General features: G+C 72.3%; 18 protein-coding genes. 11 read left to right on the forward strand and 7 right to left on the reverse strand.

What is annotated here, in order from left to right; genetic code table 11:
- Positions 1–111: 111 nt before the first annotated feature.
- Entirely contained in the window at positions 112–990 is an 879-nt protein-coding gene (locus OG618_RS01075; protein ID WP_329485173.1) for a nuclease, read from the forward strand.
- An 82-nt stretch (positions 991–1,072) separates the two neighbouring features.
- Here OG618_RS01075 and OG618_RS01080 read toward each other — a convergent pair whose 3' ends face one another.
- On the reverse strand, positions 1,073–1,480 hold the full coding sequence (locus tag OG618_RS01080; RefSeq protein WP_329485174.1) for a winged helix-turn-helix transcriptional regulator: 408 nt from the start codon (positions 1,478–1,480) through the stop codon (positions 1,073–1,075).
- Between the two features lie 100 nt (positions 1,481–1,580).
- Here OG618_RS01080 and OG618_RS01085 point away from each other — a divergent pair, with 100 nt between their 5' ends.
- The 4 genes from OG618_RS01085 (at position 1,581) to OG618_RS01100 (ending at position 5,848) form a co-directional block, all read left to right on the forward strand.
- Positions 1,581–2,432 (forward strand): alpha/beta fold hydrolase, encoded by an 852-nt coding sequence (locus tag OG618_RS01085; RefSeq protein ID WP_329485175.1) that lies wholly within the window; start codon positions 1,581–1,583, stop codon positions 2,430–2,432.
- A 189-nt stretch (positions 2,433–2,621) separates the two neighbouring features.
- Positions 2,622–2,954, forward strand: coding sequence for a hypothetical protein (locus tag OG618_RS01090; RefSeq protein ID WP_329485176.1), 333 nt, complete (start codon positions 2,622–2,624; stop codon positions 2,952–2,954).
- A 91-nt stretch (positions 2,955–3,045) separates the two neighbouring features.
- On the forward strand, positions 3,046–3,342 hold the full coding sequence (locus OG618_RS01095; RefSeq protein WP_329485177.1) for a DUF3253 domain-containing protein: 297 nt from the start codon (positions 3,046–3,048) through the stop codon (positions 3,340–3,342).
- A 160-nt stretch (positions 3,343–3,502) separates the two neighbouring features.
- Complete coding sequence (locus OG618_RS01100; protein ID WP_329485178.1) at positions 3,503–5,848, forward strand: excinuclease ABC subunit UvrA; 2,346 nt, start codon at positions 3,503–3,505, stop codon at positions 5,846–5,848.
- Positions 5,849–5,978: 130 nt separating this feature from the next.
- On the opposite strand, the gene OG618_RS01105 is transcribed toward OG618_RS01100, so the two are convergent.
- Together OG618_RS01105 and OG618_RS01110 are read right to left on the reverse strand one after the other, a co-directional pair.
- Positions 5,979–7,454 (reverse strand): SulP family inorganic anion transporter, encoded by a 1,476-nt coding sequence (locus tag OG618_RS01105; RefSeq protein ID WP_329485179.1) that lies wholly within the window; start codon positions 7,452–7,454, stop codon positions 5,979–5,981.
- 43 nt (positions 7,455–7,497) lie between these two features.
- Complete coding sequence (locus tag OG618_RS01110; protein WP_329485180.1) at positions 7,498–8,100, reverse strand: carbonic anhydrase; 603 nt, start codon at positions 8,098–8,100, stop codon at positions 7,498–7,500.
- A gap of 520 nt (positions 8,101–8,620) precedes the next feature.
- On the opposite strand from OG618_RS01110, the gene OG618_RS01115 reads away from it, so the two are divergent.
- Complete coding sequence (locus tag OG618_RS01115; RefSeq protein WP_329485181.1) at positions 8,621–10,126, forward strand: alkaline phosphatase family protein; 1,506 nt, start codon at positions 8,621–8,623, stop codon at positions 10,124–10,126.
- 308 nt (positions 10,127–10,434) lie between these two features.
- Here the strand turns inward: OG618_RS01115 and OG618_RS01120 are convergent, their stop codons facing one another.
- Entirely contained in the window at positions 10,435–11,223 is a 789-nt protein-coding gene (locus tag OG618_RS01120; protein WP_329485182.1) for an LPXTG cell wall anchor domain-containing protein, read from the reverse strand.
- Positions 11,224–11,497: 274 nt separating this feature from the next.
- On the reverse strand, positions 11,498–11,686 hold the full coding sequence (locus OG618_RS01125; RefSeq protein ID WP_329485184.1) for a hypothetical protein: 189 nt from the start codon (positions 11,684–11,686) through the stop codon (positions 11,498–11,500).
- A gap of 285 nt (positions 11,687–11,971) precedes the next feature.
- On the opposite strand from OG618_RS01125, the gene OG618_RS01130 reads away from it, so the two are divergent.
- The 4 genes from OG618_RS01130 (at position 11,972) to OG618_RS01145 (ending at position 16,085) form a co-directional block, all read left to right on the forward strand.
- The gene (locus tag OG618_RS01130; RefSeq protein WP_329485186.1) at positions 11,972–12,508 is read left to right on the forward strand and encodes a hypothetical protein; all 537 of its coding nucleotides are present in this window, start codon (positions 11,972–11,974) and stop codon (positions 12,506–12,508) included.
- Positions 12,509–12,542: 34 nt separating this feature from the next.
- A complete protein-coding gene (locus tag OG618_RS01135; protein ID WP_329485187.1) occupies positions 12,543–13,844 on the forward strand; it encodes a NucA/NucB deoxyribonuclease domain-containing protein in 1,302 nt (433 codons plus the stop codon).
- The gene (locus OG618_RS01140) at positions 13,813–14,355 is read left to right on the forward strand and encodes a hypothetical protein (protein ID WP_329485188.1); all 543 of its coding nucleotides are present in this window, start codon (positions 13,813–13,815) and stop codon (positions 14,353–14,355) included. The genes OG618_RS01135 and OG618_RS01140 overlap by 32 nt, the downstream gene beginning before the upstream one ends.
- Positions 14,356–14,708: 353 nt before the next feature.
- Positions 14,709–16,085, forward strand: a complete 1,377-nt coding sequence (locus OG618_RS01145) for a glucose-6-phosphate dehydrogenase (RefSeq protein WP_329485189.1) — start codon at positions 14,709–14,711, stop codon at positions 16,083–16,085.
- Between the two features lie 64 nt (positions 16,086–16,149).
- Here the strand turns inward: OG618_RS01145 and OG618_RS01150 are convergent, their stop codons facing one another.
- Positions 16,150–16,500 (reverse strand): beta/gamma crystallin domain-containing protein, encoded by a 351-nt coding sequence (locus OG618_RS01150; protein ID WP_329485190.1) that lies wholly within the window; start codon positions 16,498–16,500, stop codon positions 16,150–16,152.
- Positions 16,501–17,565: 1,065 nt separating this feature from the next.
- On the opposite strand from OG618_RS01150, the gene OG618_RS01155 reads away from it, so the two are divergent.
- Positions 17,566–17,964, forward strand: a complete 399-nt coding sequence (locus OG618_RS01155; protein ID WP_329485191.1) for a hypothetical protein — start codon at positions 17,566–17,568, stop codon at positions 17,962–17,964.
- 148 nt (positions 17,965–18,112) lie between these two features.
- Here OG618_RS01155 and OG618_RS01160 read toward each other — a convergent pair whose 3' ends face one another.
- A complete protein-coding gene (locus tag OG618_RS01160; RefSeq protein ID WP_329485192.1) occupies positions 18,113–20,671 on the reverse strand; it encodes a collagenase in 2,559 nt (852 codons plus the stop codon).
- Positions 20,672–20,810 lie beyond the last annotated feature (139 nt).

Raw genomic sequence — 20,810 nt, forward strand, 5'->3', positions numbered from 1 at the left:
GCACCGGGCGCCGGCCCCGGCGCGCCCCGCCAAACGCGCCGACGGCACGGTCCCACCGTCCGTCCACGAAGGGCATCACAATGAGTCGCAGTCCAGCCATCGGAGGCACTCATGACCATGATGCTCGTCAAGGGCCGCTACGAGATCAAGAACTTCGAACCGGACGGCGACACCGTCCACTTCCTCCCCGACGACCCCGGCTTCTGGCCCGAGCTGCCCGGTGAGCACAAGGTCAAGCGGAACGCCCACGGCGGCGCCGGCCTCCGGCTGGACGGGATCGACGCACTGGAGACCCACTACCAGGGAGTCGGCCCCGACTTCGTGCACCAGCCGCTCGATCTGGGAGCCCACGCGGCCCGGGACGCCCTGCTGACCTGGCTGGGCTTCACCAACGTCACGCGCGGGGCGGACGAGAAGGTCACCTCCGCCACCCCGGACACCGTCCCCGGCTTCGTCCTCGCCAGCGGCGCCGACACCTACGGCCGCTGCATCGCCCTGGTCGGCAGGGGAACTCCGACGCCGGACGCCAGGAGCGGGACGATGATCAGGGTCGACGTACCGCTCCTCCGCCAGAGCGCCAACCACGAACTGCTCTCCCGCGGCCTGGTCTACCCGACGTTCTACTCGAACCTGCCCCGGGAACTGCGCCTCGACATGGCGGCGACCGCCCGGCAGGCGCAGGCCGCGAAGGCACCCGGCAGCGTCTGGGCCACGGACGTCACCCACAGCGGCGCCCAGATCGAGGACCTGAGCTCGATCACCGACCGCCTGGTCATCCTGCCCAAGCTGTTCCGGCGCCTGGCCGACTACCTGCGCCTGTTCGGCCCCTCCCTCGACTCGCTCCCCGCCTACCTGGCCGGCGCGGACGACGAGTTCTTCCTCTCCGAGCAGACGACCTCCACCAGAGGCCTGCACCGCGTCATCGACATCAACGACGGCACGGTGAAGCTGCGCCCCGGCATCGAGGACATCGTCTTCGTCGAGAAGTGAACGAGAAGTGAACCGGAGGGCCGACGGCAGGTGTGCCGGCGGCATCCTCGGTCCGTGACGCCGCGTTGGCTCGACGCCCTCGTCAGAGTGACTCGTCGGCGAGGCGGTTGCTGCGGTCGATCTCCGCCATGTGCGTCTCGGCCCAGACCCGCAGGGCGGAGAGCGGCTCTTCGAGGGAGAGGCCGAGTTCGGTGAGCCGGTAGTGGACGGCGGGGGGCACGGTGGGCTCCACCCGGCGCGCGACCAGGCCGTCGCGGACGAGGCTCTGCAGGGTGACGGACAGCATCTTCTGGGAGATGCCGGGGAAACGGCGCCGCAGTTCCGCGAAACGGAGCTCGCCCGGCGCCTCCTCGGCCAGCACCTTGACCGCCATCGACGTCCACTTGGTGCCGATCCGGTCGAGCAACTGGCGGGTCGGGCAGAGCGGATCCAGCAGATCTCCCCGCTCACCGGGCCGCCGACCGGGTTCGCCGGGCCTGGATGTGGTCACTCCGGGCTCACCACCTGAAGGAAAAGTGCCGTCTTGGAGGAGTCAGCGTAGTTCCTTAGCGTGACCTGGTCACCATTCCTCACCACCTCTGGAGCCCTCCATGCCCGAGTTGCGGCGCGTCCCCGTCAACGGTGTCGAACTGAACGTCGCCCTCGCCGGATCGGGCCCGGCCGTCCTGCTGCTGCACGGTTTCCCGCACACCTGGGAGGTGTGGACGGACGTCATGGCCGGCCTGTCCGGCCGCTACCGCGTCATCGCCCCGGACCTGCGCGGGTTCGGCGCGAGCAGCGGGACCGCCGCAGGGTACGACGCGGGAACCCTGGCCGAGGACGCCGCGGCGCTTCTCACCACGCTCGGCGTGGCCTCGGCCGCGGTGGTGGGCATCGACGCGGGTACCGCACCGGCCTTCCTCCTCGCCCTGCGCCGCCCCGGTCTCGTCCGGCGCCTGGTCGTCATGGAGGCCCTTCTGGGCAGGCTGCCCGGCGCCGAGGGGTTCCTCGCCGACGGCCCGCCGTGGTGGTTCGGCTTCCATGCCGCCGCGCCCGGCCTCGCCGAGTCCGTACTGGAGGGCCACGAAGCGGCCTACGTCGACTGGTTCCTGCGCTCCGGCACGCTCGGCGACGGGGTGCGCCCCGTCCTCCGGGACGCCTTCGTCCGCGCGTACACCGGCCGCCAGGCATTGGGCCGCGCGTTCTCGTACTACCGGGCGCTGCCCGAGAGCGCGGTACAGGTCGAACAGGCGGTCGCCGCCGCGCGCCTGACGGTGCCGACGATGGCGGTGGGCGCCCGGCCCGTCGGCGCGGCGCTGGAACGCCAGCTCCGCCCGATCACCGACGACCTCACCGGACACGTCATCGAGGACTGCGGCCACATCATCCCGCTGCACCGCCCCCGCGCCCTGCTCGGGCTGCTGCGTCCGTTCCTGGCCGGTGCGGAGGCGAAAGCAGGGTGACCCGGCCCAGGGGCCGGCGTCCGATGCACGCCCCGGCCGAGGTGCCCTTCTCCCGCTCGCACATCCTCGGCCCCGAACCGGGTCAGGACTGCCGTGATGCCCCTTCTCCTCCCCCACCGGGCCGGCGGAGGCAGCCGGCCCGGCGATCAGCTCCTCGGCTCGCGCCGATGGCCCCCGCCCCCGAGGATCATGCCTGTGGGCACCCAGCGGCAGGGACCTGAGAAGACGGCCGACGGGCATTTCGTCGTGATCGACGGCCGCCGGTGGCGGGCGACGGACCCGTCCCTGCCCGAATCCACGGCCGCTCGTCTCCGACACCACCTGATGGCGGCCCGCCGCGCCGTGCGCGCCGCCCTGGCGGCGGGGGACTCGGAGGCGGAGCGCGACGCCCGGTCCCGCGTGCATGCGGCGAAGACGGCCCTCGGGGAACGGGGGACGCCGTGGTGGGAGCAGTCCCCCCGGGAGCGCCGCGAGCGATGGGAGCGGGGTCTCGCGGACCTGGACGCCAGGAGCGAGCGGTGACGGCCACGGCCACCCGCACCGGCTCTCCGAGCACCGCTCCGACCCGCGCCTGGTCGGGCCGGCCCGACCGGCACAGTGCGATACTCGGGTGGTGGCGAAGGATCCGCAGAAGGTCGACCGGCTCGTCGAGCGGACCATTCTGGCTCTGCTGGAGCGTCGTGGGCCGGCCTCGTCGATCTGCCCCTCCGATGCCGCCCGAGCGGCGTACGCGGGAGAGGGCGAGGGATGGCGCGCGTTGATGGAGCCGACTCGCCGGGCCGCGTGGCGGCTGGCTTCGGCGGGTGAGGTCGAGGTCACTCAGGCCGGGCGCCCGGTCACGCCCGCCGAGGCCCGTGGCCCGATCCGCATTCGTCGAGCGCGGGGACGAACGATCCGCACCGAGCCGTAGGCCATCCCCGCGGTCCCGATGGTGGTGGCCGGTGAAGAGAGCCGTGCTGTCAGAGCGCGCGCGGACGGCTGCGGCGCGAGGGCCCCCGCCGGGGGCTCGCCGAGTGCGGCGCGTCGCGCGCAGCACCCCATCCCCGTGGGTCGCGCCTACGATGGCGGCCATGGCCGATCACGCTGCAGCAGGCGAGTCCCTCATCCGTATCGTCGGAGCGGCCGCCAACAATCTCGCCCAGGTGAGCGTCGACCTGCCGAAGAAGGCGTTGACCGTGGTCACCGGGGTTTCCGGGTCCGGCAAGTCCTCACTCGTGCTGGACACGATCGCCGCCGAGGCACAACGTCTGGTGAACGACTCGTATCCGTCGTTCGTGAGGAACCGCCTTCCCCACATGCCGGCGCCCGAGGTGCAGTCGATGAGCGGTCTGACGTTCACGGTCATCATCGATCAGCGCCGCTTCACCGGAAACGCCCGGTCGACGGTGTCGACGGCTTCCGACCTCGCTCCCCTGCTCAGACTCGTGTTCTCGCGGATCGGTGTGCCCTCCGCCGGATACTCGCCGGCCTACTCCTTCAACGATCCGACGGGCATGTGCCCCGCGTGCGAAGGCCTCGGCACTGTCGTCGACATCGATGTGGAGGCGTTGATCGACCCGGAGAAGAACATCGACGAGGGGCCTGTTCGATTCAGCCAGTTCCGCCCCGGCGTCTACCGCTGGAAGCGCTTCGCCTACTGCGGGCTGTTCGACCGGGAGAAGCCGCTGAAGGACTACACGCGGGACGAGATGCGGCTGTTCCTCTACGCGGATCAGCTGAAGCTGCCGAATCCGGATCCGCGCTTCCCCAAGACCGCCCGCTTCGACGGCGTCGTCACCCGGATGCGGGACGTGTACGTCAAGAACCGTCCGACCAAGATCTCGCCGCAGGTGCGGGAGGAGCTGGACCGTCTGACGACGCACCGCGTCTGCCACGAGTGCGGCGGAGCGCGCCTGAACGCCGCGGCCCGTGCCAGCCTGATCGAGGGGCGCTCGATCGTCGACTGGTCGGCGATGCCGGTGGCCGAGCTCCGCGAACTCCTGGCGGCGCTGGAGGATCCGCGGGTGGAACCGGCCCTCGACGGGATCCGGCGGACCTTGGACGCACTGCTCTCCGTCGGGCTCGGATACCTCTCGCTCGACCGCGAGTCATCGACGTTGTCCGGCGGCGAGGCACAACGGGTCAAGATCGTCCGACACCTGGGCAGCGCCCTCACCGACATCACCTACGTCTTCGACGAGCCCTCGACGGGCCTGCACCCCGCCGATGTGCAACGTCTCAACCACCTCCTGCTGCGGCTGCGCGACGCCGGCAACACCGTGGTGGTCGTGGAGCACCACCCCCAGGTGATCCGAATCGCCGACCATGTGATCGACATGGGACCGGGGGCGGGTTCACGGGGCGGGCTGGTGCAGTTCGAAGGTACGCCGAAGGCTCTGGCCGGCAGCGACACCGTGACCGGACGGCTGCTCTCGACGCCCCTGCCGCTCGCACGCGCGAACCGCGGGCCGCGAGCCTTCGTCCGCGTGGAGAACGCCTCCGCGCACAACCTCGCCGGCTTCGACGTCGACATTCCGCTCGGCGTCCTCACCGCGGTCACGGGCGTGGCGGGTTCCGGCAAGAGCTCGTTCGCCACCAACGAACTCCCCCGGCAGCACCCCGAGTTCACGGTCGTCGGGCAGGACCCGCTGCGCGGCGGGGTACGGTCGATGCCGCTCAGCATCCTCGGCGTCGCGGACAGCGTGCGCGAGGCGTTCAGTGCCGCCTCCGGGCTCGAACCGGCCTGGTTCAGCTTCAACTCCAAGGGCGCCTGCCCCACTTGCCGGGGCAGGGGCTACATCACCACCGAACTCGCCTTCCTCGACGACGTCGCGACACCCTGCGACGTCTGCGGGGGCGAACGCTTCAACCCCGCCGCCATGAAGGTCCAGCTCGACGGCCGGACGATCGCCGACGTCCTGAGAATGCCGGCGGGCCCCGTGGCGGACCTCTTCGCGGACCGCTCCGACATCGTGCGGACGATGGGCTGGCTCGAACGCGTCGGGCTCGGCTACGCCGCCGTCGGACAGTCGCTCGACACCCTCTCCGGCGGCGAGAAGCAACGCCTCCTGCTGGCCCGGCACCTCAGCAGCTCGCCCGGCTTCGCCGAGGAGCGGATCGTCCTGGACGAACCGACGACCGGTCTGCACCCCAGCGACGTCGAACGGCTCGACCTGCTGTTCGCCGACCTCGTGGACGCCGGTGCGACGCTGGTGGTCGTGGAGCACAACCTGCGCGTCGTCGCCCAGGCCGACCATGTGATCGACATCGGCCCCGGAGCCGGGACGGACGGCGGCCGCCTGCTCTTCGCCGGCCCGCCCGCCGAACTGCTGCGCCGGACGGACTCCCTCACCGGGCGCGCGCTGGCGGCGGCCACCGAACAGCGGACTACCGGGGCCGCGTCCCGCAGCACGGCCGGAGCCACCGCCCCCGGGTGACGCGACGCGGCCGTTCCCGGGTACCGCGGGTTCGGCGGGGCGGCACGGCGCGGGCAGCACGGCAGCGACGGCCGATCCGCCGCTACCGCGCCGTCGCCTCCTCGGAAGCAGCAGACCCCGGCAGCGGCGGTCAGACACCGACCGGGACGCGCACCACGAGCGCCTCACCCACCCGGTTGTGGCGCTCCTCCCAGGTCTCCAGCGCCGTCCGGCAGGCGTGGTCGAGGTGGCGCAGGCCGGTCAGGTCCAGGTGGACGGTCCGGCCGGCGGGCAGTCGCTCCAGCGTGTCCAGGAGCCGGGGCAGGCGGAGGAAGGTCGCGTTGCCGGCCAGTGTCACCCCGACCGTTCCGTCCCCGCGCTCGTCGACCTCCACGTGCAGGTGCGAGGTGTCCCAGGCGCTCTTCAGCACGGAGAGCAGCAGGCCGAGCAGCACCCCCTCGAAGAGGTTGGTCACCACGACGGCGACCGCCGTGGCCATCAGGATCAAGGCCTCCCCGCGGTGCGTCCGCCACAGCGGAACGAGCGCCTTCGCCGGCACGAGCTTGGCCCCGGCGTGCACCAGGACCCCGGCCAGCGCGGCGAGCGGGATGACCGACAGCGCGGCGGGGAACAGCGCGGCGAACAGCAGCAGCCAGAGGCCGTGCAGCACGCGGGAGGCCTTGGTCCGCGCCCCGGCCTGGACGTTGGCGGCGCTGCGCACGATGACGGCGGTCATCGGGAGCGCGCCGAGAGCGCCGCAGACCGTGTTGCCGACCCCCTGGGCGATCAACTCCCGGTCGTAGTGGGTGCGCGGGCCGCCGTGCAGGCGGTCCACCGCCGCGGCGCTGAACAGGCTCTCCGCCGAGGCGATCAGGGCGAACGCGAGCACGGTGCCGAGGACGCCGACATCGCCGAGCGCCGCCAGGTCCGCGCCGCCGGGGAGGTCGATCACCCCGGCCAGACCGGCGACCTCGACCTTGCCGACGGAGAGGTCGAACAGCGCGGTGGCGGCGGTGGCCGCGGCGACGGCGGCCAGCGGCGCGGGCACCGTCCGGACCCGGGCGGGCAGCCGGGGCCAGAGCACCAGAACGGCTATGGTGCCGATGCCGATCGCGGCGGCGGTGAGCGCCCGCGTCGAGGTCACGGTGTCGAGGACCAGGCCGGGAAGGCCCGCCAGCTTGTCGAGTCCGCTCCTGGGCGCCTTCGCGTCGGCCAGCGCGTAGAGCTGGCCGGAGATCAGCACCAAGCCGATGCCCGCCAGCATGCCCTGGACGACCGAGACCGAGATGGCGCGGAACAGGCGCCCGAGCCGCAGCGCGCCCATGCCGATCTGGAGCAGTCCGGCGGCCGCGGTGATCACGCCGAGGGTGGCGAGCCCGTGTTCCTGCACGGCCGCGAACACCAGGACGGTGAGGCCCGCGGCGGGGCCGGACACCTGGAGGCTGCTGCCCGGCAGCAGCCCGGTGAGAAGCCCGCCGACTATGCCGGTGAGCAGGCCGAGTTCGGCCGGGACGCCGGAGGCGACGGCCACACCGACGCAGAGCGGCAGCGCGACCAGGAAGACGACGAGGGAGGCGGCCAGGTCTGCCCGCAGGTCGGCGGGCCGGAGGGCGGGACGACGGATCATCAGGTCCTCGGTTCGATGGAGTGGACGGAGGGCAGGCGGCCGGTCACAGCGGGAGGAAGAGTCCGGAGTCGGCCCGGTGCGCGAGCACCAGCCCGGTGTGGACCTCGTAGAACCAGCCGTGGATCCGGACCCGGCCGTCGACCAGTCGCCGTGCGATGCCCGGGTAACCGCGCAGCTGCTCCAGCTGGGCGAGGACGTGCCGTTGCACGGGCCCGGCCACGGTCGGGTCGAAGACGTCCGTCCCGTCGGCCCGCAGAACGCCGCGGTCGGCGTTGCCCAGCCAGGAGCGGACGGCGGGCGCCAGGCTGAGGTCGTCGCCGCGCACCACCGCGCCGACGGCCCCGCAGTGCGAGTGGCCGCACACCACGATGTCGCGCACGCCGAGGACGTCCACGGCGTATTCGATGGTGGCGGTCTCACCGGAGGCGGAGTCCGCACGGTAGGGCGGGACGATGTTGCCCGCGGTGCGGAGTTCGAAGAGGTCGCCGGGCGCGGCCCCGGTGATCAGGGCCGGCACCACCCGGGAGTCCGAGCAGGTGATGAAGAGCGCCTGCGGCGACTGACCGGTGGCGAGGCCGTCGAGTTCGCGGCCGGCCCGGCCGGCGCGCTCGGGGAAGGCGCGGGCACGGTCGATCAACGGTTCCATGAGGGCATGCCTCCTTCTGCCTCCCGCCACGGACGGCGGGCGGGCGATCGGGATCGGGCAGGGGACGTTCGGCCCAGGCTCCGGGCCCGGACCGGCCGTCGGGCACGGCGTAGCCGCACGGCCGGTGACCTTCGGTGATCCCCCGATGACCTGATGCATCGTCAAGCGCTAGTAAAGCACGGCCATGAAGAAGGTAAAGCCCGCATCTGGGAGGAAAGTGCGCCGGTCCGGTTAACATCTTGTTACCGCGTCGTGCCGGAGCGGTACGGGGTGCGGGCGGCACGTCTGGCGCCGCGCCGGCGCTCCGGCGCGCGCCTCGTCGGCCGCGCACGGATGATCACGAAAAGGTAACTGGTCTGAACCCAAGTTCGGGAGTTGTTCACGCAGCCGTGCGTTGTGTGAGGCCGGGGGATCGCCGTGCGGCTCCACACTCTTCGGCGGGCGGCCACCCCGAGCACGTGTGCCCCCGGCCGTCCCGTCCCGCACCTCCCCCCATCTCCCCACGGGAGTTCCTGTGCACATGTCCCGTTCCGTCCGGGCCGCCCTCGCCACGGTCACGCTCACCGCGGCACTGCTGCCGCTCACCGGCGTCCAGGCCTCGGCCGCCACCGGCCCGTACAAGGGCCTGCCGAACGGCACCAGGACGGCCAAGACCCTGGTGATCGGCGTCGACGGCACCCGGTACGACAAGCTGCTGACCGCCGACGCGCCCACCCTCAAGGCGCTGATGGCCTCGGGCCTCACCGCGACCAGCAACCTCTACGCCAGCCCGCTGGCGCCGACGCTCTCCGGGCCGGGCTGGTCCACCATCGCCACCGGCGTCTGGCCGGACAGGCACGGCGTCAAGGACAACACCTTCGCCGGCTCCCGCTTCGACCTCTACCCGGACTTCGCCACCCGGCTGGAGACGGCCTCGCCCAGCGCCTCCACCCTGGTCGCCGCCTCCTGGAACCCGATCGCCGACAACGTCTTCCACGGCACGGCGGACCTGCGGATCGACGAGAGCGAGAACGACGTCAAGACCGCCTCGGACGCCGCCGACTACCTCACCAACGGGAACCCCGACACCACCTTCCTCCACTTCGACGAGGTCGACGAGGCGGGCCACAGCTACGGCGGCACCAGCTCCCAGTACGCCGCCGCGATCCACTCGGTCGACGCGCTGGTCGGGCAGGTCGTCCAGGCGGTGCGCAACCGCGCGACCTACGCCTCCGAGGACTGGCTGATCATCGTCACCACCGACCACGGCCACACCGACGCCGGCGGCCACGGCGGGAACAGCGCCGTCGAGCGCCAGACCTTCCAGATCGTCAACGGAGCCGGCTACGCCGCCGGTTCGACCCGCTTCGACGTCAAGCCGGTCGACATCGCGCCCACCGTCCTCAAGCACGAGGGTGTCGCCCTCCAGCCGGCCTGGCAGCTGGACGGCAAGCCGATCGACGAGATCGTCCCCGATGCCTTCGACGCCCTGCGCCCCGGCCTGCAGACCCGGGTGGACGAGACCGGCATCCCCGCCACCACCAAGGGCTGGACCCACACCCCGCCGTCCGGCTGGACCATCGACAACTCCCGGATGCCCAGCGGCGGCGTCACCGAGTGGCGGGGCTGGGCCTTCGCCACGGACGAGTTCTGGACGGCGGCCCAGCTCGGCCAGTCCCGGGAGACCAACGTCCGGGCCCGCAACGTCTTCGCGGTCGCCGACTCCGACGAGTGGGACGACAAGTCGCACGGCACCGGGCAGTTCGACTCCACGCTGATCAGCCCGGCGTTCCCGGTCAGCGGCACCCAGGCCACCGTCTCCTTCGCCACCGACTACAAGGTCGACGGCCCGCAGACCGGCGACCTGTACGTCGTCTTCGGCACCGGCACCCCGCAGCTGGTGAAGTCCTACCGCAGTGACCTCAACACCTTCGAGAAGCTCCAGGTCACCGTTCCGGCCGGCGCGACCACGGCACAGCTCCAGTTCCGCTACACCGGCACCAACAGCGCGTTCTGGACGGTCGACCAGGTCTCCGTCACGTCCTGACGCACCACCCGCCCGGGACACGTCGGCCCGGAGCAGCGGGCCGCCACGGCGGAGGGCGGTGGCGGGAGCAGCGACACCTCCCGCCACCGCCCTACCGCCACCGCCCTCCGGCCTACCGTCGTGGGCTCCGGCCGCCGGGGGCGCCCGTCATCCGTCCCTCACCCACCTGCCGTAGCACGGCCGCCAGGGCCCGGGCGGCGCCGTCGGCGCCCGGGCGGGGCGCGTCCGCCGCCCGACCGGCTCGGGACGGTGCGGCCCGCCCCGCCCGGTGGCCCGCCCCGCCCGCACCGTGTCGGACGACGGTCAGGTCAGTGCCGGCCCGCCTTGCGGCGGCGCATGACCAGGACGGAGCCCGCCCCGACCAGCACGACGGCGGCGAGGAGGGTCAGGCCGACGTTCGCGCCGGTCGAGGCCAGGCGGTCCGAACCGCTCGCCGCCACCGACCCCGAGGGCGAAGCCGAGAGCGAGGGCGAGGGCGACTCGCCCGCGGTCACGCCGGAGGTCGAACCCGTCGAGGGGGCGACCGTCGCGGTGGGGCCGGAAGAGGCCTTGCCGGTGGGCGACGCGGAGACGGAAGCGGTCGTCGTGGCGCCCGGCGAGGTGGAGACGCTCGGCGAGGTGGAGGCCGACGGGGTGGTGGAGGCGGACGGCGCGGAGGTGGACGGCGTCGGGCTCGCGGTGGTGCGCACCGCCGGGCAGGTGTGCGAGAGGTTGAACCACTTCACCTCGCCGCCCATCACCTCCGCGCTGGCCGACGTCAGCTTGGCGCCCGGGGCGGATCCGACATAGGCGTGCTTGCTCGTCGGCGGCCCGAACACGGACACCACCTGCGGCGCGCCGTTGTCGAAGGAGACCGTGAGCTTGACGAAGTCCGTCGAGTTCCCCGGGAGGACGAAGTGCCAGCCGTCCTGGTCAGCGCCGATCGACCCGCACTTCGCCTCGTGCTCGCCGAAGCCGGCGGCCGTGACGGGAAGGTCCTGGTGGACGGGCACGGTGTAGGTGCCGGCGGTGGCGAAGGCCGAAGGCGCGGTGGGGAGGATCAGGAGGCCGGCGGCCGCCGCCGTGAGAACGGCGCGGGTAGTGAGGGAAGCGCGCATGGTCACCATTCGCTGTCAGAGGTGGTCGCAGAGGGGACGCCGACCGGTCCGACCGGACCGGTCACGGTCGTCTCATGTCCCTCAGCGCCGTCGCCGTCCGGCGCGTCACACCCCGGACGTAACAGTTATGACACCACTGTGCGCGCCGACCGCCGCATCGCCCCCGACTACGTGGCGCCACCGACCACCGGGGGCACCGACAGCCGGACGGCCGAACCCTCCGGCGCGATGCGAGGGGCCGGTGGGTGAGCTGCCCCCTGCCGAGGGCCCTGCCTCAGGGGGCCGTCCGCTCGGCCGGTTCCTCCAGACCGAGCACGGCCAGGAGCAGTTGCTCGTCCTCCAGGTCGCGGGCGTAGGCGGAGACGACCTCGCGGGCCCGGTCCGCGACCGTCCCGTCCGGGGGCCGGGCCACCCGTTCCAGCGAGCCGCCGAGTGTGGAGAGGTCACGATTCACGGCTGACACTGCTACCTCCTCGTTGCCTTGTTCGGAAGCCGACCGCCCACGCTACTGCGGCCGGCCGGCGCGGGCACGTCCGGCCGCCTCGCCCCCGCACCCCGGCGCCGAGCGGAACGGACGGTCCCCGCCCCGCCCCCCGGCCGGACCCGGACCCGGCCCGGCCGGGGGACGGCGCGAACCAGGGCGCACGAGGGCGAAGGCGATCCACTCGGATGACAGCATGTGTCCGCGCGATGACTGGATGTCACGTTCAATGGGTAGTCCACGAACAGTCAAGCGAGGAGAAGCCGGATGAAGGGCACGACCCGGATGAACAGCACGACCCCCCGCACGGCGCTCCGCCTCGCGGCCGCCGCCCTGACGATCGCCGCCGCGACCGCCTTCACGCCCAGCACCACCGCGCGGGCCGACCAGGCCGCCACCGCCTGCGCCCCCTCCCCCACCTACCACCTGCAAGCGCTCAACCGCTACGGCGACTGGGAGCGCGCCGCGGAGGTGGACGCCTCGATCAACGCGTGCGCCTTCACGCCCGCCAACGAGTGGACGTTCGACGTCGCCCAGGCCGCACCGAACCGCGGCTACGGTCTGGCCGGCTGGAGGATCCGCGCCTGGTTCCAGAACCAGGACCAGACGCCCGACTACCGCACCGTCGTCCTGAAGATCCGCGTCGACCACTGCTACCCCAGCGGCACGTGCGCGAACGACCTCGCCGCGTTCGACGTGAAGCACCGGCTCTTCCGCGACTCCTACACCCGGCAGGTCATCACCGACACCTCCACCGAGGTGATCGGCGACCCCCGCGGGTGGCGCATCGACCCCCGCTCCTGAGCCCCGGACTCCCAGAACAGGAATCGAGGCAACGATGCGCCCGGACCGCCCCACCCACCGCCGGCCCCGCCGACGCGGCGCCGTGACCGCCCTCGTCACGGCGCTGCTGACGCTGGCCACCGCCGTCGCCGTCACCCCCGCCCGCGCGGCGGGCGCCGGCGACGCCGCCGCACGCCGGGACTACGTCCTGCTGGCCCCCGCCCACGTCCCCCTGACCGAACCCGGCCACGAACAGCCCCTCGACCAGCTCCTCGGGCGCATCCGCGCCATGGAGCCCGGTCCCCACGAGAACCACGCCCCCCGCACCGCCCAGCGCTCCGGCCAGGACGACCTGCCCGCCTACGAGTGCCGTGAGCAGGACGCCGCCTTCCACGACCAGGGGTACGGCAAATCGCGGTTCGTCACCTGCCAGGCCTTCCACCTCCACCCCACCCACGTCACCTGCTGGTGGATCTTCTGCTCCGTCACCGGCAGCGCGGACGCCGAGATGACCGACGTCCAGTACGGCCACAACGTCCGCCGCGAGGTCGACGTCGTCCAGGTCCTCGACAACTGGCGACTCGAAGGCGACATCGCCGAGGTGCCGCTCAGCGTGAACGTCACCTGCACCGCCCGGCCCGGGTTCGGCCCCTGCGTCGTCGACAGCGGCTTCGGCGGGCCCTACGTCCAGCCGATCGGGCTGTGGGCCGCCGAGGGCTCGATCACCAGCCGCTACTACTCCTTCCGCCAGGACTCCGCCGGCGGCATCGGCAGCGCCCTCATCAGCTACGCCGACCTCGCCGCGCACGTCTCGGTCATCGGCGAGGGCGCGGCCAACCCCTACGACGGCCCCAACAGCGGCATCCGCTGCGACTCCGCCTCCTACCTCGTCAGCACCGCCTCCGGTGAGGGCTGCGTCTTCCCCTGGGTCACCGAGACCCTGCACCTCCACCGCGCCGACCACCCCGAGTCCGCCGACCACATCGTCACCGCCCAGTACCACCCCGACCAGACCGTCCCCGACGCGCCGAACAAGCAGATCCCCGGCGCGCCCGGCGCGGCCCCGCTGCACCGCGTCGCCGACCAGAACGCCATTGACGCGCACCGCGTCGTCGCCGTCGCCGCCTGCCTGAAGTACTTCCCCGACTACGCCCACGAAGGCCTGGACTGTGACGAGTACCCCTTCGCGTCGACCCTCGAAGGCGCCGACGACAACCTCAAGAACTACAGCGTCGAGCCCATCCACGACTGGGACAACCGCGGCTCCGGCGGCCGGCTCAGCGGCTTCTACCAGAACCGGCGCATCCTCGGCAGCGACTTCACCAATGACCCGTTCCACGTCCAGATCGACCCCTGACCCGCTCGTGGACCCCCGCGCCGACCGGCCCCCGGCCGCACCCGTCGGCGAACCCGCCGCCGAACTCGCCGCCGAGCTCGCCATCGAGGTGCGCGCGGAGAACCACCTCTTCCACCTCGTCGACACCGCCGCCCCGCCCAGCGGCGACGCCGACGACCGGCCGCCCACCCCGGGCCCCGGCCGGCTCGCGACCACCGCGGGCGGCACCGTCACCTTCAACAGCGCCCTGTCCGACCACTACCCCCACGTCACCCTCCAGTACTGGTCGGCCCGGCCCCCGGCCCCGCCCGGCCACTGGCCCCAGCACATCCGGCTCACCGTCGACCTCGAAGGCGGCCGTCTCGCCCTCACCTCCGGTGTCTCCCACCTCCCGGCAGCCGCCGCGCTGCCGCTCCCACCCGGCCGCTACACGCTCGCCGCCCACCGTGGCGTCCTCCACCCCACCCCGTCCCTCCTCCCCCACCGGGCCGAGCACTGGCTGCTCCAGCTGTGGCCCCACCGGCACCCGTGATGATCCTCGTGGGCACCGCCCGGGCGGCTCCCGGCAGCCGGAGGCCGTCCGGTGGGCACCGGGACCGGTGACCGGCGACCCGAGGCGCGACGCCGCTCCGCAGTGCGAGCAAGTCGACACATCGGGTTATATCGTCCCTCCATGAGCGATCGTCAGTCGGGGCCGGGCCGGGCGCACCTGAGGGGCCCCGGCGGTGTTCTCACGGAAACGGCCCCGGTGCGAGTGCCGCAGCGGCGGGGGCCGTCCGACGGTTCCGCGTGGTCAGGGGCCGGGCCGGGTGAGGCGACCGGCGCCCGGGCGGCCCGCCGCGGCCGGCCGGGCGGGCGTGGATCCGTGCGACATGGAGCCCGACGGTGACCGCCGACGCCCTGGTGATCTTCGGCATCACCGGCGACCTCGCGCACAAGATGACCTTCCGATCGCTCTACCGCCTGGAGGCGGCCGGCCTCCTGGACTGCCCGATCATCGGCGTGGCCCTGGAGGACTGGTCGCACGACCACCTGGTCGCCTCCCTGCGCGAGGCCCTGCGGACAGCCGGTGAGGAGGTGGCGGCCGGGCCGCTGGAACGGCTGGCCCGACGGCTCTCCTACCTGCGGGGCGACTTCACCGACCCGGCCACCTACCAGGCGCTGAGCGCGCTGCTGGAGGGCGCCGCCAGGCCGCTCTTCTACCTGGAGATCCCGCCCTCGCTGTTCGGCCCGGTCGTGGAGGCGCTGGCGGCGGCGGGCCTCACCGCGCACGCCACGGTGATGCTGGAGAAGCCCTTCGGCCATGACCTGGCCTCCGCCAGGGCCCTCAACGCACGGCTGCACCGGGTGCTGCCCGAGGACCGCATCCTGCGCATCGACCACTTCCTCGGCAAGCAGCCCGTGCTGGACATCCAGTTCCTGCGGTTCGCCAACTCGCTGCTCGAACCGGTCTGGAACCGCGACCACGTGGCGGCCGTGCAGATCACCATGGCCGAGGACTTCGGTGTGGAGGACCGGGGAGCGTTCTACGACCCGGTCGGCGCGCTGCGCGACGTGGTCCAGAACCACCTCCTCCAGGTGCTCGCCCTGGTCGCGATGGAGGCGCCGGTCGGCCCCGGCCCGGACGCGCTGTGGGACCGGAGGGTCGATGTCTTCCGCGCGACGGCTGGCGTCGATCCGGCGCACTGCCTGCGCGGCCAGTACGAGGGCTACCTCGACGTACCCGGCGTCAAGTCCGACTCGGTGACCGAGACCTACGTCGAACTCGGCCTAGAGGTGGACAACTGGCGATGGAGCGGAGTGCCCTTCTCCCTCAGGGCCGGCAAGGCCCTGGCCGCCAGGGCCACCGAGGTACGGGTGGTCTTCAAGCGCCCGCCCCGGCTCGCCTTCCTGGACCAGCCCGCGCACCCCGACGCCAACGAACTCGTCCTGCGGATCGACCCGGACCCGGCGCTGCGGCTGGGCATGCTCTCGAAGGAGGCATCCGGCCGCTCGGCCCGGAGCGTCCACCTCAGCCTGTCCTTCGCCGCCGAACTCGGCAGGCCGCCCGAACCCTACGAGCGGCTCCTCAACGACGCGCTGACCGGCGACCGTTCGCTGTTCACCCGGCAGGACGTCGTGGAGGAGACCTGGCGGGTGATCCAGCCCCTGGTGGACCACCCGCCGACGCCCGTGCCGTACGCGCGCGGGACGTGGGGACCCACCCCGGGCCTCGGCCGCACCACCTGGCGGCCGCCCTGGCTCTCCAGCCCCCACCCGTAGGTTCACCACGCGCCGCACCGCCGGCCGGCCGGGCGGCGGTGCGGCGCGTCCGAACTGCGGTCCGTCAGAGGATCTCGATGGACTTCACCTTCGGCGGACGGTTCGGGAACGTGATGTCGGTCCACCGGTTGATCCTGACCGAGTCACCGTTGGCGTCGTAGTAGATCAGGTCGTTGTTCCCGGTGGAGATCCGGTCGACCCACCAGCTGCCGAAGTCGGTGCGGCCCCCGTTCGCGTAGCAGTCCACGCTCTGTCGCCCGTCGAGGTGCGACCAGATCTTCAGGAAGTTCTCGCCTCCCCGGCACTCGACGTGGTCGATGGCGTACGCGCTGGACGGCACCGCCACCGTCAACGCCGCCGCCGCCGCGAAGGTGGCGGCCGCGGCACTCACGAACTTCCTCGTTTTCGAGATCACGCATTCTCCTCGGACGAATCGGAACCCGAATCGGATACGTACAACTCGACCGAGCTCCGGTTGAGTCGTACTCGACCCAGCATTGGGGCGGCCGGCGGCGTGGTCAATGACGGCTGCGATGAACTGACCGCGTATCGGTCACATCCACCCGGCCTTCCGCGCACCGGACGGGGCCGCTGGGACCGCTGGGCCATGAGTGGTGATTGTCGGCGCGTCAGGGCCGCCACCCGCGCGACCGGTACTCGCGCCGATCATTCCCGCCCCGACCTGGGAAAACGGGAGAACCGCCCGCCGGCCGGACCAGCCGGTGGGACGCGAGGCCGCGGCGCCGTGGCGACCGGTCGGCGGATGAGTGGAACCCGCCACCGCCCGTCCGCACAAGAGGCGTTCCGCAGACGTACGACCTATTCTCCGTTTCCTCGCCACGAAGCCATGCCACGGAACAGCAGGAGCACCGGGCGGAAACGGACCGTCGAATTCCCGGAATCGGGCATTTTCCCGTCGGCCGCCCCCGCGGACCGGCTCGACCGGCGGCCGGGCCGGCCGGGAGCACCGCCCAGGGGACTTGGGCTCGGCGCCACCGCGGTGAACCGGGAGAATCCGAACGGGACCTCCGTCCGGGTCCGCGGCCTCGCCCCCGGCCGGCCCTCCAGCCGCGAGGGCTGCCACCGTCCCTGACCCCCCGGGCGCCCGGCGAGAGGCTCCGGCGCGCGGATGTCAGTGCCCACCGGTAGGTTCTGCGGTGGTCCCGAGAAGACCAGGTCGGCCCCGGCAGGGCACTGCCGGGGCCTGCTGATCTTCGGGTCGGGTGTCCCCGGGGGCGGCGCCCGCTACGTGGTCGAGCAGGTGCCGCGGGCGCGGGTGGAGGCGGTCCGGACGGACTCGCGGCGACTCTTCCACGCGCCACGGGCCGGGTGTCGGGCGAGGACCGTGCACGGCTGCCGGCTCCGGGGCGGTCGGTCAGGCACGTGCGCGACCTGCAGTCATCTGACGGATGCCGCCCGGGTGACTGCGCCGGGACAGTGGAGGCGTTCCGCACACCAGCACACCCGAGGAGTCGTCACCATGAGGAAGTCGTCGAACGGGCTCGCCAGGACGGCCGGTGCCCTGGGCCTCGCCGTCGCCGCGCTGACCGGCCTGTCGGCCGCCCCGGCGTCGGCGGGCACCGCCGCCACGGCCGGCTGCACCAAGTACTACTCCAATGAGAACATCCAGGTCCAGGTCGACAACTGCTCGTCCGGCTGGGTGTGGCTGTACGCCGCCGACCCCGGCACCTACTTCAAGGCCACCGTCGTCGTGACCGACTCGTTCGGACACGTGCAGCCGGAACTGGCCGTCGACCGGGGCAAGTCCACCGCGAAGAAGTTCGAGCAGGTCCACAGCTTCCACCTCTGCGGCACCAAGTACCTCAGCTGGGCTCCCCCGACCTGGAAGACCTACTGCACCAACGAGATCTACGTGTGACGGGCCGACCGCCCCTGCTGTGGCCCGGGCCCGGGCCACAGCAGGGGCGGTCCCGCCGTCGGACGGAGCGGCTCCCGGACAGCGCCGACACGTCCCGATGAGGACTCGGTCGGACCCCGCCGGGAGCCGCTCGTGAACGCCCGCGGGGTCAGAACTGCGTGCTGACCGTGACGCCGCTGAAGTCGGTCACGGCGTACAGGCTGAGGTAGCGGTAGCCGGCGGTCGGGTTGGTGACGGTGAGGGACTGGGTGGTCCCGGCGCCGGTGGAGGAGGCGGTGAAGGCGCTGGGCGAGGCCCAGGTGCCCGGGTTGTAGTACAGGTGCGCGGTCCCGGTGCCGCCGGAGGTGGTGACCTTGAGCGTGGAGGTGCCGGCCGGCAGGTAGACGTACAGGTAGTCGGTGTTGCCGGCGGTCGCGGCGCGGCCGGTGCGCGAGCAGTTCCGGCCCATCGCGTCGGCGCGCTGCTCGGTGCAGTTCGGCAGGGTGACCGGGGCGGCGGTCACGGTGACCGAGGCCGGGGTGGTGGCGGTCCTGCCGGTGTCGTCGGTCGCGGTCAGGGCGACGGTGTAGGTGCCGGCGGCCGCGTAGGTGTGGCTCGGGTTGCGCTCGTCCGAGGAGGTGCCGTCGCCGAAGGTCCAGTGCCAGGCGGTGATCCGACCCGGGCCGGTCTGGACGGACCGCTCGGTCGCGCTGACGGTGGCGCCGTTCACCGACGTGTCGAACAGCGCGGTCGGGCCCGCCGCGTAGCAGGCCCCGGCGGCGCAGGCGGTGAGCCAGGCGTCGAAGTCGGCGTCGTAGGAGGTGCCGAGACCGTTGTAGACCGCGTAGCCACCGGTGTAGTCACCGACGCGGAACCGGCCCAGCATGGCCTGGACGTCGGCGGGGTGCTTCTCCAGCATGTACCGGACGGCGAGGTAGCCCCAGGCGTAGACGCGGGTCGAGTCCGAGTTGCCGTAGGTGTTCTGGAAGACCGTGCTGAGCTTGTAGGTGTGCTTGGCCGCCTGGGCCATCGCGTCGGTGTCGGTGGTAGCGCGGTAGCTGTAGGACATGTACTCGGCGAGGCCCTCGACCCACCAGATGTCCGGGACGGACGTCTGGGTGGCGAAGCTGCCCTTCATGTCGTAGATGCCGTCCAGGTAGTGGGTGTACTCGTGGTTGAGGTTCCACACCCGGGCGGGGTCGCCGTTGTTCCACGCCTTCTGGTACATGACGTTCGCGGCCCGGTTGTTCGGGTCGGTCGGGTCCATGACCGTCTGGCCGCCGTTGTCGGTCGAGTTGCCGAAGATCGCCCAGGAGTAGGTGGTGTAGTCGGTCTTGTTGGCGAAGACCCCGAGGGTGACGGTCTTGTCGTACTGGTTCGGGATCGGCCCGTTGTCCTTGACCACGTTGTGGAAGAACGCGTCCTCGTTGCGCAGGCTCGCGCAGACGGTGGCCAGCTCGGCGGCCGACAGCGCCTGGGTCTGGATGGTGCGGTTGTCGCAGACCAGTTGGTGCGGCAGGACCACCGCGGTGAGCTTGGCGGGCAGGTCGCAGATGCCGTAGTACGAGCACTGGCCGTTGTCGTAGACGGTGGCCTGGAAGGCCGTGTGGACGTACAGCGGGGCGTCGGCCGTGAGGAGCGGCGCGGCGTCCAGCACCCGCTTGACCAGCGGCTTGGCCACCGCCTCGACGGTGGCGCTCGTCCCGGCCATCCGGGCCAGGTCGTTGCCCGCGTTGGTGTCCAGGACGGCGTTGGGGCCGCTGAGCAGGTCCTTGTGGTTGACCGCGAAGTTCGCGAGGGAGGTGACGAGCCGCGGGTCGGCGCCGAGCGCGCTGACGAAGGCCGGGTTCGTGTTGCCCCGCCAGAGCGGGAACCGCAGCACGGAGTTGACCGCACCGACCATCTTCGGCAGGGCGTTGTAGGAGTTGTCGAAGTCGTCCAGCACCCGCTGGTAGACGCTCAGGTAGGCGCCCTGGATGTTGGCGCTGTCGGTGAGCGTCAGCACCTCCCTGAGCACCTCGCCGTTGTTCTCGGTGACGTCGTGCCAGCGGGCGCCGGCGAAGAAGGCGTCCAGGCCGGCCTTGACGCCGCTGGTGAGCGTGGCGTCGTACGGGCCGGTCGCGTCGGGGTAGTACGACTGGATGTAGTAGCCCACCCGCAGGAAGAGCACCAGTTGCAGGATGCCGGTCGAGTTGTCGCCGGTGTAGCCGGCCGCCAGGTCCTTGAACGCGGTGGCGACGGGCAGCATCCGGGCCTGCTTGAAGATGCCCGGGTCGGCGCTGCCGTTGCCGAACAGCGAGGAGACGCAGTCCGTGGTCGAGCTCTTGAGGAACGCGACCAGGTCGGCACCGGAGCGGGCGGCGAAGTCGGCCGGGGTGCAGCTCTGCTCGGCGGCGCCCGCGAGCGCGGCCGAACGGGACTGCGCCGCCAAGGAATCGGGGCGGGCCGGGGCCGGCTCGCCCATGAGGGTCTCGCTGAGCAGTGCCGGGGATATCGGGACGGCGGGGGCGGCGAGGTCCTCGGACCGGGCCGTCGCCCTGCCGGGGCCCGAGGGGCCGGCCGGCTTCGAGGCCCCGGCGGTCGCGGCGGTCGGGGTGACCGTCGCGATCCGGATCGGTCCGTCGGCGGCGGGTGCCGCGAAGGCCTGGGCCGGGAGCACGGCGGTGGCCGTGGCGCAGCAGGCGATGACGCCGGCCGCGAGGGTGGAGAGCCGTATGCGCAGTTGCACGCCGAGTCCTTCTGCGAGTGGGGGCAGCCTGACGTGAGGTCGGGCTGAACGAAGGAAATCGACACGGATCCTGCCATCGAATGGGCATCAGAACAATGTCACAGGTCATATTGCGCGCCAGATTCCAGCCAGGGCCAGG

It is taken from the genome of Kitasatospora sp. NBC_01246, assembly GCF_036226505.1.
GTDB lineage: Bacteria > Actinomycetota > Actinomycetes > Streptomycetales > Streptomycetaceae > Kitasatospora.

What these genes read in the sequence shown, in the direction of transcription:
- OG618_RS01075 (WP_329485173.1), top strand. Translation starts at nt 112, where the DNA reads ATGACCATGATGCTCGTCAAGGGCCGCTACGAGATCAAGAACTTCGAA.
- OG618_RS01085 (WP_329485175.1), top strand. Translation starts at nt 1,581, where the DNA reads ATGCCCGAGTTGCGGCGCGTCCCCGTCAACGGTGTCGAACTGAACGTC.
- OG618_RS01090 (WP_329485176.1), top strand. Translation starts at nt 2,622, where the DNA reads ATGCCTGTGGGCACCCAGCGGCAGGGACCTGAGAAGACGGCCGACGGG.
- OG618_RS01100 (WP_329485178.1), top strand. Translation starts at nt 3,503, where the DNA reads ATGGCCGATCACGCTGCAGCAGGCGAGTCCCTCATCCGTATCGTCGGA.
- OG618_RS01105 (WP_329485179.1), bottom strand. Translation starts at nt 7,454, where the DNA reads ATGATCCGTCGTCCCGCCCTCCGGCCCGCCGACCTGCGGGCAGACCTG.
- OG618_RS01110 (WP_329485180.1), bottom strand. Translation starts at nt 8,100, where the DNA reads ATGGAACCGTTGATCGACCGTGCCCGCGCCTTCCCCGAGCGCGCCGGC.
- OG618_RS01115 (WP_329485181.1), top strand. Translation starts at nt 8,621, where the DNA reads ATGTCCCGTTCCGTCCGGGCCGCCCTCGCCACGGTCACGCTCACCGCG.
- OG618_RS01120 (WP_329485182.1), bottom strand. Translation starts at nt 11,223, where the DNA reads ATGCGCGCTTCCCTCACTACCCGCGCCGTTCTCACGGCGGCGGCCGCC.
- OG618_RS01130 (WP_329485186.1), top strand. Translation starts at nt 11,972, where the DNA reads ATGAAGGGCACGACCCGGATGAACAGCACGACCCCCCGCACGGCGCTC.
- OG618_RS01135 (WP_329485187.1), top strand. Translation starts at nt 12,543, where the DNA reads ATGCGCCCGGACCGCCCCACCCACCGCCGGCCCCGCCGACGCGGCGCC.
- OG618_RS01140 (WP_329485188.1), top strand. Translation starts at nt 13,813, where the DNA reads ATGACCCGTTCCACGTCCAGATCGACCCCTGACCCGCTCGTGGACCCC.
- OG618_RS01155 (WP_329485191.1), top strand. Translation starts at nt 17,566, where the DNA reads ATGAGGAAGTCGTCGAACGGGCTCGCCAGGACGGCCGGTGCCCTGGGC.